This is a genomic window from Nocardia sp. NPDC049190 (assembly GCF_040648115.1).
In the GTDB taxonomy this organism is placed as follows: domain Bacteria; phylum Actinomycetota; class Actinomycetes; order Mycobacteriales; family Mycobacteriaceae; genus Nocardia.
In genome coordinates this window covers 61,671-75,751 of record NZ_JBEZDE010000015.1, presented here as the reverse complement: position 1 = coordinate 75,751, position 14,081 = coordinate 61,671, and the positions used below count along the sequence as shown (strand labels likewise).

Here is a 14,081-nt window from a genome sequence, read left to right as displayed (position 1 = left end):
ATCGTCAGTGCGCGAAAGCCGAGTCGGTGCCGGCGAAATCGTCCGCCTCGATCCAGGAACAGTGGAAGCCCACCGGAATCCGGATCGGCAGTGCGATAGTGGCGACGGGTTCGCCGGCGAAGTCCGCTGCGTGCAACCAGACCAGCTTCGTGGTGTCGGCGTTCGGGTCATGCTCGTAGTACGCCACCCAGCCCTCGTCCTCGCCGGGCCGATCCGGATGGGGGACGAACACGGGTTCGGACGCGGCGTGGCCGGGTGGTAGTCGGCGGATCAGTGGTTCTCCGGTGCGGAAGTCGTGTCGCAGTAGCGCATGCGGATGGTAAACCGGCGCATCCGTTGCACCATCTACCGTGAGGGCGTAATAGTGGCGCATCGGTTGGCCGATCCGTCGTGGGTCGCTGCGCGGGAGTTCGTTCGGACGGTCACCGATCTGATCGGCGGTGGCGGTGCCACGGTTCAGGTCGACGGTCCAGCGCCACAGATGTCCGCGATTGGCGATCGGGTCCTCCTCGGCTCCGTCGAAGAGGCGGTCGTAACAGATCGCCGTGAGTTCGATCCGCGCCGGATCCGGCTCATGGGCGCCGACCATGTGGAAGACGAACCCATCCGGGATCTCGAACCAGCGCAACCCGCCCGCGACACCCGGCCTCGGCAGCACGCCCAACCGTGTCTGATGTCCGTCGTGCCAGGTGTAGGGCAGGGCACCGCGAACGGCGGCCCCGAGGCTGAACCGCACTGGCGTGTCGAAGAACAGAACGTAGCGGGGCGTGAGCGCGATATCGTGCACCATCGGTCGGCCGCCCAGCGGGACGCGCTGACGATGACAGACAGTGCTGTCGGGAGCGAGCACGAGGTATTCGGCCCATCGGCGCAGCGCCGAGTAGGCCAAAAGGTGCAACTCTCCGGTCGTCGGGTCGAGTTTCGGGTGAGCGGATACGCCGTGTTGCAGGCTGCCGCCGAGATCGGTGTACTCCATCGTCTCGAGCGTGCTGCCGAGGTGTACTGGCAGGCACCCGGTCTCCACGAGGGCGAGCAGGAGTCCGTTGTGGGCGATGATATTGGTGTTGACGGTGTCCATCGGAAAGTGCCGTGGTCCTGGTGGTCGGCGTTCGCCTAGAGCTTTGACCACGCGGCGGGAGCGTACCCATCGGTTACGGAACCAACAGGCGCCGCCGTCCTGAATACGCACGCCGCTCACCATCCCGTCTTGGGCGAAAAAGGAATATCGCTCGAGTGTCCGGTGCTTCGGTGGCTGTACGGGGTTGGGGCCGATCTGTGTGAACAGGCCGTCGAGTTCCGCGGGGATCCGCCCTTCGACCGGCAGGTCGAAGGCCGTGACCTCGCGGTCGACCGGAGTGAAGGCGCCCTGCAAGTAGGGACTGACCGAGTCGGCATGGCCGGTTGCGGTGGACACTGAGATAACTCCTCGGGGTGTCGGGCTCAAGCCCGAATAGTCTGCTGTGCGCGGCGTTTCGGACGTAGTGCCTGCAGGCGAGCGTGCGCGGCGGGGTCGGTGGTGAGTACCAGGGTGTTGGTCACCAGCAGCGAAGTGATGAGGAAGAACACGATCTCTTCGAACGGGAGTCCCAGGATCGCGAACCCATAGGTCGAGGCGGGTGAGATGTGCCAGACACCGGCACCGATGGCAATACGGTCCGTCACAGCCAGATAAGCAAGCAGCGGAATCAACATCCGCACTCGCGTCCGGCGATGGGACGTCAGAAGATCGGCCCCGACGGCGCACTGGAGAGCGAGCGGCGGGGCGAACCACAGCAGCGTGGCACCCAGGTACGTGCCGTGCCGATCCACCAGCACCAGGCCGAGTCCTGCCGCCGCGGCTGCTATCCACGCGACTGCGAACGACACCCGCCGGCCGAGCTGCGGCACACGAGGCGGCGGCTCGCCTGCGCGCGCGAGATTCCATATCGCCCACAGCCCCGCGACGCCAGCTTGAGCGGCCATGAAGACGAACTCCTCGTACGGCACGTGGAAGAGGGCGGCGACGAACCGCCCCTCCCCGTACGACCACACCCCGTTCTGGATGATCCAGCTGTCCCACGGAGCGGTCCACAGCCAGGCCATCGGGATGAGCAGCGCCAGGGTCGGTGGCCCGAACCGCCGCAGCGAGGTTCGGGGTTCTCGGTGCCGCAATGCGCGAACGGCCAGCGTCGCCGTGATTACCAGCGGCGGCACGAGGAAGAGGGCGAGGAACTCGAAATATGTCATGGGTGGGTCTCCCGGGTGCGCCAGGCCCGCGCTGCGATCCGGAGTCGTGCGGGGAGACCGACTGTGACCCGGAGTCCGGGATCGGCGATCTCTGCGGCGGCGCGGATACGGCGGTCGGTGCGATTCATCGGTGCCTTCCCGGCGCGATCCGGGCGACAGGCGCCGAGGGGCCCGTGATGCGTTCGGCGGCGAGTCGCCCGCTGATCAGGGCGGTAGGTACGCCGACGCCGGGGTGGGTGCCCGCCCCGGCGAGAACGATGTTGTCGCCGAGGATATTCCGGGTCCGGAATGGTCCGGTCTGCCGGAAGGTGTGGGCGGCACTGAACGGGGTGCCGACGGGACAGCCACGGGCCTGCCAATCCCGCGGCGTCAAAACATGTTCGGCCTGTGGCTGTTGGGCGAGGTTGGAAAAGCCGCGCTCGTCCAACGTTTTCAGTACATGTTCGCGATAGCGTGGGGCTTCGGAGTTCCAATCGTGTCGCCCGTGTGCGAGATTCGGCGTGGGGAACAGCACGTAGTAACTGTCGTGTCCGGGGGGCGCGAGCGTGGGGTCGGTCACCGTAGGGACGCTGACCAGGAACGATGGGTCGCTCATCAGGGCTCCGCGATCAATGATCTCATCGAAGCACCGACGCCACGAATTCCCGAAATGGATGTTGTGGTGCGCGATCCTGGGCACGGTGGTTGCCTCGTCACGCGCCGCTCCGGCCAGGAGTAGATAGCAGGACGGCGAAAACTTCATTCGATTCAGCCGCCGGGATGCCCGACCGAGCAGCTGGGGGAAGGCCAGGGCCGGATCTGCGGTCACCACTACCGCGTCGGCCGGGATGCGGTCACCGGCCGTGGTGATCACGGCTCGCGCCCGGCCGTGCGAAGTCATCTCGACTCGCTCGACGGTGGTGTTGTAACGGAAGGTGACCCCGTGATCGCGCGCCGCCGCCGCCAATGCCTGTGGCAGAGCGTGCATCCCTCCCCTGGGTAGGAATACACCGCCGACGGTGTCCATGTAGGAGATAACCGAGTACAGCGCCCGGGCCCGGTGCGGGGCCACGCCGGCATAGAGGGCCTGGAACGAGAACACACGGATCGTTCGCGGGTCCCGAAGGTACTGTCGAACCTTGGATTCCATGCCACGAAATGCGCCCAGTGCGACAAGCCGCGCCAGGTGCGGAAGCGGCAGATCGAACGGGCTGTCGATATTCCGGTTGATGAAGTGATCGAACTCGGCGTCGTACAGGCGTTGCAGGAATGCGGTGAAACGTCGATATCCGTCAGCCTCTCGCGCACCGCATATCCGGGCGATCTCCTCGGCCATCTCGTCCGTGTCGGTCAAGACATCCAGCGCGGATCCGTCATGGAAGTGCGCCCGGTAGGCAGGATGGACGCCGAGCAGTTCGAGCCGGTCGTCCATGTCCTCGTCGACCGCCGCGAAGGTCTCCCTGATGAGGTCGGGCATCGTCAAGACGGTCGGTCCGTTGTCGAAGGTATATCCGTCCCGGGTGAATACGCCGGCTTTACCGCCCGGGCCGGACGCCTGTTCGACCACGACGACCGCGCGTCCCGCCCCGGCGAGATGGAGAGCCGTGGACAAGCCGGCCAGACCCGCGCCGATGACCACGATGTCGGTGCTCGGCGTTACTGTTCGTGGCGAATACATACCCGCTCCTGGACGCATTTCCTGGTGGTGTGGCCGACGGATTCACGACCGGTCACCTGTCTCGAAGGGTGACCAGACGCGCCAACTGCTGGAGGTCTTCGGCCGTCGCATGAGCGGGGAGCACTTGCATCGCCGCTGTCAATCGGTGACGCGCGCAGTGCAGCGCGAGATCCAGCCCGCCGGCCTGATGGACCAAATCCGCCGCACGTTCCACCTGGTCGGAGGTCAGTGGCTCGGTCGATCGGTAGAGCGCCGCCAGTTCGACCGCGGCGTCGGTGCCTGATTCCAGCGCCGCGACCACCGGCAGCGTCTTCTTGCGGCTACGGAGGTCGCTGCCGACCGGCTTGCCGGACACGGCGGGGTCCCCGCAGATCCCGATGACATCGTCGACGAATTGGAATGCCAGCCCCAGCTCGCGGCCGAAGAAATCCATATCGGAAATGGTGGCTGTGTCCGCGCCCACGCAGAGTGCGCCCAGTGCACATGCACATCCCATGAGGGCTCCGGTCTTGCCCATCGCCATCGCGATGTAGTCGTCGATACCGACCTGTGGCCGGTTCTCGAACGCGCAGTCGTCGTATTGGCCTCGGCACAGCTCGAGTGCTGTCTTCTGCAACCAGGTGATCGCCTCGGCTGTGACATGTCCGGGCAGACGCGTCGACAATACGCCGACGGACAAGGCGTGGAAGGCATCTCCGAGCAGGATCGCATTGGTGACGCCCCAGACGCTCCACACCGTCCGGCGCCCCCGGCGCAGTGGATCCTCGTCCATGACATCGTCATGGACGAGCGAGAAGTTGTGCAGTAATTCGACCGCGGCGGCGGCGGGGACGGCCTCTGCCGCGTCGCCGCCGCAGACGGTGGCCGCGGTCAGTGTCAGGGCCGGCCGGAGAGCCTTTCCCGACGCGCCCGGTGTCGGGGTCCCCGCTGCGTCCCACCACCCGAGGTGGTAGCCCGCCATGCGACGCAGCGCATCGCCCAGCGAATCCACCGAAACCTGCAGCACTGGCTCGATCAGCGCGCGCGCTCGGACCAACACCTCCTGCGCCGGTAGTTCTCTGACCGGTGGCCCTGTTTCTGTGGCCGGCATTGCAATCACCTCCGGCTGCCGACCTTTTCGATCTTCGAGGGTGCGGCAGCAACCCGGATCTTAAGGCGTGTTTCCGGTCTCGAGCTGCCGGCGTGTGACACCCGAGATGTGAGTGAACTACTGGTGGCGGAGTGAAATAGAAATCGATCATGAACCGTGCGGGCGTACCGGAAGTTCCACGAGGCCGTGTATCAGCAAACTGCTCTGCCACTGCGGGGTGAAGGCCTGATCGGCGAGCTCGAGCTTCGGAAAGCGGTGCAGCAGCGCGGAGAAGGCGATCTGCGCCTCCAAGCGCGCGAGCGGGGCGCCCACGCAGAAGTGCACGCCATGGCCGAATGCCAGGTGTCCGCCGGCATCCGCCGCAACCTCGAGGCGATCGCCGCGGTCATAGCGGGCCGGATCGCGGTTGGCGGCGCCGAGAGCGACGTGGACGAGTTCGCCGGCGGGGATGTCGGCCTGGCCGATCCGGACCGGCTCGTGGGTGTATCGCACGGTGGCCCAACCGACTGGGCCGTCGTAGCGCATGAGTTCCTCCACTGCCGCGGGTATCCGGGTTGGATCCTCGCGCAGCGCCTGAAATTGCGTGGTGTCGCGCAACAGGGCGTACGTGCCGTTGCCGATCAGGTTCACCGTCGTCTCATGGCCGGCGAGCAGGAGCAGAAAAGCCATCGACACCAGTTCCGGTTCGGTAAGCCGATCGCCGTCGTCGCCGGGTTGCATCAGCCCGGACAGGAGATCCTCGCCAGGGCGCGTGCGCTTTTCCGTCATGAGTTCCTGCAGATAGCCGCCCATCTCGCGGCGGGCAGTATCGGCTTCGGTCATGTCGTGCGAGGTACCGACCAGCACCTTGGTCCAGGCCTGGAAGGCAGCGCGATCGGCGAACGGCACGCCCAGCAGTCCGCAGATCACCGTGACCGGCAACGGATTCGCGAACGCCTGCAGCAGGTCGACCTCGTCGTGGCCGGCCATCTCATCGAGCAGGCCGGCGGTGATCTCCTCGATGTGCGTTCGCGACTCCGCCACCCGGCGCGAGGTGAAGGCTTTGCTGACCAGCTTGCGCAGTCGGGTGTGATCAGGCGGATCACTGTTGAGCATATGCGCTGCCAGCGCCCGCAAATCCGCACTCTGCAGTGCCTTGCCGCCCGCGCGACGTAACGCGTCGGACACGCCGGCGACATTCTTGCGCAGTCGCGGATCCGCCAGGGCGGCACGGGCTTCCTCATAGCCCGTGACGACCCAGACCCGCATGCCGTTGGCGAGGCGCACTCGAAGGACCGGTCCCCGCTCTCGCCAGTGGTCGTAGTACCTGTGCGGGTCGGCAGGGAAATCATCACCCACGACTTCGATCAAGTCCGTGGTCTCGGTATCAACCATGTTGCCTCCTGGGCTGCGTCCGCGACCCGATTGCCGCTGCCGTCGATGCACCGGCACGGTGCCGACAGTGGTCAACTACCGATGCTCTCGACACGCAGAGTATCCATCGATGGACGGCATTCGGCAGAAGAAGAATCCGAAGGACAAGGCTGGACGGAAAGGTACGGACGGGCTTCATTCGGGGATGATCAGCACCTCGTCAGCTCGCTCGGTCTCGCCGAACGCGCACGCGGACAAAGCAAAACTGTGCCGCCGTCGACCTCGACAACGGCCATCATGCGTAGACGGTGCGGTCGGTTCAGCGGTCCACCGCGGTCATGTCCTCGTAGCGCGACCCGCTGGCCGCGCCTTTCGGTGCCGCCGCGTCGATCCGTTTCAGGTCCTCACGCGTAAGGGTGATCCCGAGCGCGGCCACATTCTCCTCCAGATATCGCGGGTGCTTGGTGCCAGGGATGGGAACGATGCCCTCCCCCTGGGCCAGGATCCACGCCAGAGCCAACTGGGCCGGCGTCGCCTGTTTCGCGGCGGCGATCTCCTTCACTCGCTCGACGAGTTCCAGATTCTTCTGGAAGTTCTCCCCTTGGAACCGCGGCCGCCGGCGACGCCAGTCATCCGTGGGCAGGTCCTCGAAACTGCGCAGTTGGCCGGTGAGGAAGCCGCGGCCGAGCGGGCTGTACGGGACGAAGCCGATCCCCAGTTCCCGGAGTGTGGGGATGAGTTCGTCCTCAGGGTCACGACTCCACAGCGAATACTCGGTCTGCAACGCGGAGATCGGGTGTACGGAATGCGCCCTGCGGACGGTTGCGGGCGCCGCCTCGGACAGGCCGAGGTAACGCACCTTTCCTTGCCCTACCAGTTCAGCCATGGCTCCGACGGTCTCTTCGATGGGGACTGCTGGATCGACGCGGTGTTGGTAATAGAGGTCGATGTGGTCGATCCCCAACCGTCGCAGCGAGCCGTCGCAGGCGTCGCGCACGTGTTCCGGACTGCCGTCGATACCCCGCCAACTGCGGTCCGCGCCGCGCACGAAGCCGAACTTGGTAGCCACTCGCACGTCGTCACGCCGACCGCGGATCGCCTTGCCGACCAGTTCCTCGTTGGTGAACGGGCCGTAGGCGTCCGATGTGTCGAAGAAATTGATCCCCAGTTCCAGAGCGCGGTGGATGGTCGCGACGGACTCGGCGTCGTCGGCGGGCCCGTAGGCATCGCTCATACCCATGCAGCCGAGTCCCAGTGTGGAGACGATCAAACCCTGCTCGCCCAGTCGTTGCGACTCCATGTGCTTCCTCCTCGTGTGAAGTGAACCCCTTTCGCCGGGATTTCCCAGGTGCGTCGACCACGTTATCCGGGACTTATCCCGGTTTATTCGGAATATGCACCGAACATCGGCCGAATTCGCATGCGTAAGAAAATGGCTGGCCCGGTGTGCTCACCGAGCGGGATATCGTCAACTCGTGGCCCCGGGCATCGGCAAGAACCGAAGCTAGGGCACCGCGATCGGCATCAGCGATGGCAACGCTCCGCCAGCGGACCACTCGCTACGAATGTTCCTCGCTGCCTGGACCAGATGGAGCCGAATTCGTGGCGGGGATCGGTACGAAGCTATCGCTTGCCTGCGCTTCACCGAACCAGCGTGCGGCGGTGCTTCGCGTGATGTTCGGCGGCTGACCGATGTCGTCGTTCCGCCCGAGTCGCCGCGCCGAGCAAGAGGATCGACTTCACCGCTACTACCACGACGAAGATCGTCACGGCAGCGAGTAATGCGATCGTGCTGGCCTGCCAGGCGAACGGGTGGAGCAGCCGCAACCATGTGATCGCGAGTGCTGCGACACTCGCCACGGGAAAAGTGAATGACCAGAAACTGACCGAGAACGGCAGTGCGCGGTATCGCGGTAACAACGGCACGTGGATCAACACCATGAACGCCGTCAGCGCTGTCAATCCGCCGAACACATCATCGGGTCGACCGCCGGAGATCGTCAGCCACGCGGCCGACGCTACGGCAGGGGGAGCAATCATGATCGCGAGTGTCGGAACAAGTGGGGCGGGCATGGCTGGACGGAGCGCGAGCCGGAGAAAGAAGAACGCGGAGATCACCAGCCAGAAGAAGATCCCGACCGCGAAGGTTCCGACAGCGAGCCAGTCGAGCCCCGTTTCTGCGGCGGCGAATGCACCGACCAGGCCGGCTGCGCTGGTGGGCAGGTAGTAGCCACCATGAACGGATTCGAGAGTCAGTTCCCCGCGCATCCAGAAACTCAGGATCCATGCGCCGAATGCGGCAGCGGCGGCGATGGAGACCAGCGCCAGCATGGTCCCGGCAAGTGGAATCGCGCGGTGCAGGCCCGCTCCGAGCAGCATCGCAGCGATGGGAAGCAATGCCGCAAGCGGGCCCTGCGCGAAATGCGTGAGCTGATGCGAGAGCGGTTGATCTGTGCGTGCGCCGCGATATCCATGCGCCACGATGGTCGAGATCCAGGCGATGGCTGCGATCAGCCAGAATGCTTGCGCTAGCTCGAACGGTGCGCCGAGCGCGGCGGTCGCCACGGACCACACCTGGGCGAGTCCGGCTATACTCAGCGGGATGGCGAGCGTGTTCAGTGGGACACGCGTGCGCACGGGGGGATGTGTGCAGCAGGCACTTGACGAGACATTGGGAATGTTTTCCTGGCAGGGGGTAGCGGGACCCCTACGCAGGACGAAGGGGAGTTATTGACCTGAAAGTACAATACCTTAGTGGTTACGCTGTTCTCGTGGGTAGGCCGATGCAGTTCGAGACGGGTGCGGCCGTCGACAAGGCGATGGACCTGTTCTGGCGGCAGGGGTACGCCGGAACGACGCCGCGGGAGTTGGCCAGTGCGATGGGGATAGGCAAGGGCAGTCTCTATAACACGTTCGAGAGCAAGCATGCGCTGTTTGTGAGTGCCCTCCGGCGCTACAGCGAGCGGCGACTCGAATACCTCACCGACTTGTTCTCAGCGCCGGGACCGATCGGACCGCGTCTCAAAAGCGCGATCGCCATCCTTGCCGGAGTCGGCGAGCATCGACGAGGGTGCGTCATGGTCAACGCTGCCGCGGAACTCGGCGCCGCCGACGCCGAGGTGAATCGCATCGCGGACGACCTCTTCACGCGGATCGAAGCGGTGTTTCGGCAAGCGATCGCGCGGGGGCAGGAGTCCGGGGAATTCGGCGCGCAGCGTGGTGCCGACGCTGCCGCTGGTCAACTACTCGCCTCCGTGGTCGGGCTCAGTGTGCTCGTCAAGGCCGGCGGGCCGTCGGAACGGTTCAACGCGGTCGTCGACGATGTCGTCGCCGCGTTATGACGTTCGAAGCGAATCCACGATGGGACCCGGCGAGGTCATTCGGAAGTAGCGAAGGGTTCGATGCCGGCCGCGACAGCGACTTCCCGGTACGCGTCCGCCAAGTCGGTGAGGCTTGCGTGTCTGTTCAAGCCGCTCGGGTTCGGGACAACCCAGACGGGGGCGCCGCCGACGGTATCCGGCTGACGTCCGACCCTCGCCCGCGGCTGGGCGAAGGCGGTTCGATAGGCGGTGATTCCCAACATCGCCATCACTGTTGGAGCGATGCGTTCGACGCGCTTGGACAGCGCTACGGCCCCGGTGATGAGTTGCTCTGCGGTGAGTTCGTCCGCGCGCGCCGACGCTCCTGCTACGAGCGAGGTGATACCGACGCCACGCTCTGTGAGGTGTGCGACGTCTTCGGGACGGAAGCCCGCAGAAGCATCTATCCGCCGATCGACGATGCCCGCACGGTAGAGCGCGGCAAAGAATCGATTGTTACCGCCGCCGAAGTGTGCCTGCACTGCGGCAGCGCGCAGACCGGGATTGATACCGACGAACAAGAGCTGGGTGTGATCCCCGAGTAGGTCCGGCAGAGTCCGGCCGCGGAACGATTCGAGCGCAGACCGGGTAAATCGCATCGGTCCACTGTAGGTCCGGCCTATTCCTGCGGTAGCCCGGTCCCCTACTCCGCTGAATCGTGGTCACCATCGCAAGTGAGTCACAGCCGAAGAAAGACCGTTCCAGAGCAATAACGATTACGCGTAGGCCTTTTCGCTGAAATCCCTGCTCAGCATGTGTTTTTCGGCAATTGTCGACCAGCTCACCCGATTGACCTTACTATTTCTTTACCTACAATTGACCTTGTCATTGGTAGCGCGACTGCGCACGGCGCTAGGGGCAACGGGGCCATGAGACAAGCTCTTTCAGGTCGGCACGCCGACGCGATCACACAGCAGCGAACGATGGACGCGGCACAGTCCGGCGAAGTCGCGAATCCCCACAGCCGGTGGCCCGCGATGTTCGCCATCCTGCTGGCCACTGCCACCGTGGCGACCGTAGCAGTCGTCGGCATAGAACCCGGTCGTCCGCAGAGCATCCGGAATCAGTCGGAAGGTCACCACGACCCGACCGGTTGGCACAGCATCGACCCCCGCGGCTACCACCACTCTGATCCCGACCAACGCCGGACCGCCGAACATCGCGACTATCTGCGCGAATACTTCAGGCAGCCACGCGATCCGGCCGAAACGCGACGAGACGACGGCGACGGCACCCAGGCCTGGACCCGAAGGGGGCGACCGAACGGGAACGGTTGGACGGTGTGCCCGCCCCAAGCGAGACACTGCTGAATCGATTCCAGCACCCGCGGCATCGACGATCAGGCCGACGCGTTCGTCGGGCCCGTAGTTGTTTCCGCTATCGACCGCGCAACGGGCACTGAGTGGACCCGCGGCACCTGACGAACCGGCACAGGCTCCGGCGTTCGAGGGTCGAGACGTGTCGAAGCGCGATAGCGGAATTGTCGTGTTCTAGTCGAACGGGATCGCGGCGGTGGGAAGCAGCGAACGGGGATTGTCCACGAGGAATTCCAGCGCCCCGCCGTGTTCGCTGCGCAGGACGAAGTCGTTGCCGGTGCGCGGTTCAACCCGCAGTTCCACCTGGGCGAGCTTGCTGTTGAGGCAATAGCGGGTGGGGGCGGCCGGATTCTGGTATGGCAGGATCACGAACTGCTCGCGGCGCGCGGTCATCGACAGCGTCGCCGTCCCCGCGGCGCCACGCATTCGTAGCCGCCAGTTCGGGAACGACGCGTCGACATGTTGCCTATGCAGGTCGAACAGTCGGTCGAAGCGGTACATCTGCGCACCATGGCGAACTGTCATCACCGAGAAATACGGACTCGTGCGGTTGGCGATGGCAACGCGAGCGCTGGCCGCCTCGACATAGGCGAAGGGTTGCCGGCCGGATTGCTCGGAGAACACGGCTTGGCCCCAGACGTACTGGCGACTATGTGCTGGACCCCAGTTGTGCCCCTGCATGCCGGACCACCCGTCCACCAGCCACGCCTTACCGCCGATCGTGACGGTGCCAGAGCAGTGCACGACGGGAAAGGGGGACACGACTTTGTTGGCGGGGAATCGCGATCGGCGCACCTTCGCCGCAGTCCCGATCAGGACCAAAGGGTCGGCAAGTTCGCTGTCGTCACGTTCGAAGGCGATGTCCCAGTGGACATCCTGCCCATCGCGGTCGAGGTGTCCGCGCAACGTACCGCCCGTGTCCGTGACGGTGAAGGCTGTGTCGCCGATGGTGATCCGGTGGCCTCCACCGGCGGTGGTCGCCGTCGCGTCACCGTAGTCGATGGTGCGCCATGCCGCGGTCGCGGTGTCACCGTCGAACACCGAGACCCACGCCTGGGCGAGGTTGCGTCCCGAAGTCGAGGTCAGGAAGGTTGCTTTGATCCAGATCGCGCGGGGTGTGGTAGGGCAGTTGGCACGAAAGAACCACGATTCGACTCGGTTGGTGCCCAATTCGGCGACTGGGTCGTTCAAGTCGAAGATGGTATGCATCCGGGAGTCTTAGTGCTTGGGGAAGTGGGCGAACATGGATGTGGCGGCCGATCGGATCCGAGGCGTCCACGTCTGACCGGCCAGCATTGTGCCTGCCACGGCCGCCGGTGAATGGTGGTCGGTCGTTCAGGACTCCGGCGGGAGTATCGTCGGCGCGAACACCTCCTCCAGCGGGATGGGGCCGATGTAGCGACGGCAGTGGCAGCCGACCCATTCCCGCAGGCCATGAGTGCCTTTTCGGGAGATCTCGGCGTGACACGCATCTGTGGCGCGGTCGTGCATCGCCAGGTCGTGACCGCAACCGCAGCGTGCGGGAAGTTTCTCACTTGTCCGCACTCGGTGGCGATGCGTGAACCGACCACATAACCAGCCGACACCTACCAGGGCGGCACCCACCGCGAGACTGAGCGGATCCAACATACTTGTAGGGTACGTAACGCCGATCTGTCCGTCGCGCGGCGACGCCGACCGACCTGTGCCGCCGACCGACCGCGCATCACCTCTTCGCACGGTGAAGCATTTCCGGTATTCCCGCCGCTCGGTTGCCCGGCATCGACGTGGATACCGAAGATGGGCGCTGCGCTGAAACGCGACGCCGCGGGCGGAGTTCCGGTTCATTCGACGCGGGGGTGCGTATGCTCGCGCCCATGCGACTGAGTACGCGCAACCAACTCGATGGCACCGTCCTCTCGGTCACCCGAGGCGAAGCGATGGCCGTCGTGCTTGTCCGGCTGACCGGCGGAGATCAGATCACTTCCTCTATCACGAGGGACGCCGCCGACGACCTCGGGCTCGCCGAGGGCACACCGGTCACGGTGCTGATCAAGTCGACCGAAGTCGCGCTCGGCGTCGACTGAGCGGTGGTGTACCGCCGCCACATCGGCCGCGGTCGTCAAAGGTCGTCAACTCCGCACTGGGGGTGGCCGTCGGTGTCCGGTGACGATGCGGTGGATCAGCCGTGCCGCGGTACGTGCGGTGCGGTGGTCGATATCGAACCCCGGGTTGAGTTCGGCGACATCGCAGACAGCGAGCTTGCCGCTCGCGGTGACCAGGTCGGCGACGAGCTGGATGCTCTCCAGTGGTACGCCGAAGGCCGCGGGGGCGCTGACGCCCGGTGCTATCGAGGCAGGCAGCACGTCGAGGTCGATAGTAAGATAGACGAGGTCGACTCCGGCGAGAAAGTCCAGCACGAACCCTTGGATGGCGGCGGTGTTTCCGACGCCGCATTCGTCGTCCAGGAGGTAGCGGACGCCGAGGTGGTCGGCGGTGTCGAACAATGCCGCCGTGTTGCTCGGTTGGCTGATGCCGACAACCGCGTACTCGACGGACGTGCCCGCTGCATTCGCCGCATCGAGGATCTGCCGGAATGGGGTACCAGAGCTGGGCACCTGGTCCGACCGCAGATCGAAGTGGGCGTCGCAGTTGAGGATTCCGACGCGTCGACGCGTGGTCGGCAACGTCGAATCGGCCAGACCACGATAGGTGCCGAAGGCCACCTCGTGGCCGCCGCCGAGAACAACCGGGAAGTGCCCGGCATCGAGCGCGCCGCACACTACCGCGCCCAGTGTGCGCTGGCCCGCATCCAGGTCGTCGTCAACCAGTACGGTGCCCGCGTCGAAAGCGCGGATCGGGCTGGCGAGCGCCATCGATGACAATGCCTGCCGCAGCGCGTACGGTCCCGCTGCGGCACCCCGGCGGCCCTTGTTCCGGTGCACACCTTCATCGCTGGCGAACCCGATGAAGACGCACGCGGCCGGATCGGACCGAGTGGCATACGGTTCCACCACGTGATGCCAGCGCACATGCTCGGCACCGCTGCCATCGTCCCGCCCGGTCCACGGCTCGTAGGCAGTCACCACGGGAATATGTCG

At 65.3% G+C, this 14,081-nt stretch carries 12 protein-coding genes; 2 read left to right on the top strand and 10 right to left on the bottom strand.

The genetic code is table 11. The features are described 5' to 3' along the window. Positions 1-4: 4 nt before the first annotated feature. The 7 genes from AB0B25_RS15660 to AB0B25_RS15630 form a co-directional block, all read right to left on the bottom strand. Positions 5-1,414, bottom strand: a complete 1,410-nt coding sequence (locus AB0B25_RS15660; RefSeq protein WP_357179170.1) for a carotenoid oxygenase family protein — start codon at positions 1,412-1,414, stop codon at positions 5-7. A 26-nt stretch (positions 1,415-1,440) separates the two neighbouring features. Then, complete coding sequence (locus AB0B25_RS15655) at positions 1,441-2,226, bottom strand: lycopene cyclase domain-containing protein (RefSeq protein WP_357179168.1); 786 nt, start codon at positions 2,224-2,226, stop codon at positions 1,441-1,443. A gap of 124 nt (positions 2,227-2,350) precedes the next feature. Beyond that, a complete protein-coding gene (crtI, locus tag AB0B25_RS15650) occupies positions 2,351-3,883 on the bottom strand; it encodes a phytoene desaturase family protein (RefSeq protein ID WP_357179165.1) in 1,533 nt (510 codons plus the stop codon). A gap of 52 nt (positions 3,884-3,935) precedes the next feature. After that, a complete protein-coding gene (locus tag AB0B25_RS15645) occupies positions 3,936-4,973 on the bottom strand; it encodes a polyprenyl synthetase family protein (RefSeq protein WP_357179162.1) in 1,038 nt (345 codons plus the stop codon). A gap of 147 nt (positions 4,974-5,120) precedes the next feature. Further along, positions 5,121-6,347 carry a cytochrome P450 gene (locus AB0B25_RS15640; protein WP_357179160.1) on the bottom strand — a complete coding sequence of 409 codons (1,227 nt, stop codon included), beginning with the start codon at positions 6,345-6,347 and terminating at the stop codon, positions 5,121-5,123. Positions 6,348-6,645: 298 nt separating this feature from the next. Beyond that, on the bottom strand, positions 6,646-7,626 hold the full coding sequence (locus AB0B25_RS15635) for an aldo/keto reductase (protein ID WP_357179158.1): 981 nt from the start codon (positions 7,624-7,626) through the stop codon (positions 6,646-6,648). A 341-nt stretch (positions 7,627-7,967) separates the two neighbouring features. After that, positions 7,968-8,963 carry a potassium-tellurite ethidium and proflavin transporter gene (locus AB0B25_RS15630; RefSeq protein ID WP_357179155.1) on the bottom strand — a complete coding sequence of 332 codons (996 nt, stop codon included), beginning with the start codon at positions 8,961-8,963 and terminating at the stop codon, positions 7,968-7,970. A gap of 134 nt (positions 8,964-9,097) precedes the next feature. Here AB0B25_RS15630 and AB0B25_RS15625 point away from each other — a divergent pair, with 134 nt between their 5' ends. Beyond that, positions 9,098-9,667: a TetR/AcrR family transcriptional regulator gene (locus AB0B25_RS15625; RefSeq protein WP_357179152.1), complete on the top strand. Its 570-nt coding sequence runs from the start codon at positions 9,098-9,100 to the stop codon at positions 9,665-9,667. Positions 9,668-9,702: 35 nt separating this feature from the next. Here AB0B25_RS15625 and AB0B25_RS15620 read toward each other — a convergent pair whose 3' ends face one another. Continuing rightward, positions 9,703-10,284 carry a mismatch-specific DNA-glycosylase gene (locus AB0B25_RS15620; protein WP_357179149.1) on the bottom strand — a complete coding sequence of 194 codons (582 nt, stop codon included), beginning with the start codon at positions 10,282-10,284 and terminating at the stop codon, positions 9,703-9,705. 891 nt (positions 10,285-11,175) lie between these two features. After that, complete coding sequence (locus tag AB0B25_RS15615; protein ID WP_357179147.1) at positions 11,176-12,192, bottom strand: hypothetical protein; 1,017 nt, start codon at positions 12,190-12,192, stop codon at positions 11,176-11,178. A gap of 665 nt (positions 12,193-12,857) precedes the next feature. Here AB0B25_RS15615 and AB0B25_RS15610 point away from each other — a divergent pair. After that, positions 12,858-13,067 (top strand): TOBE domain-containing protein, encoded by a 210-nt coding sequence (locus tag AB0B25_RS15610; RefSeq protein WP_357179144.1) that lies wholly within the window; start codon positions 12,858-12,860, stop codon positions 13,065-13,067. Between the two features lie 45 nt (positions 13,068-13,112). Here AB0B25_RS15610 and hutG read toward each other — a convergent pair whose 3' ends face one another. Continuing rightward, positions 13,113-14,066 (bottom strand): formimidoylglutamase, encoded by a 954-nt coding sequence (hutG, locus tag AB0B25_RS15605; RefSeq protein WP_357179141.1) that lies wholly within the window; start codon positions 14,064-14,066, stop codon positions 13,113-13,115. Between the last annotated feature and the right edge of the window lie 15 nt (positions 14,067-14,081).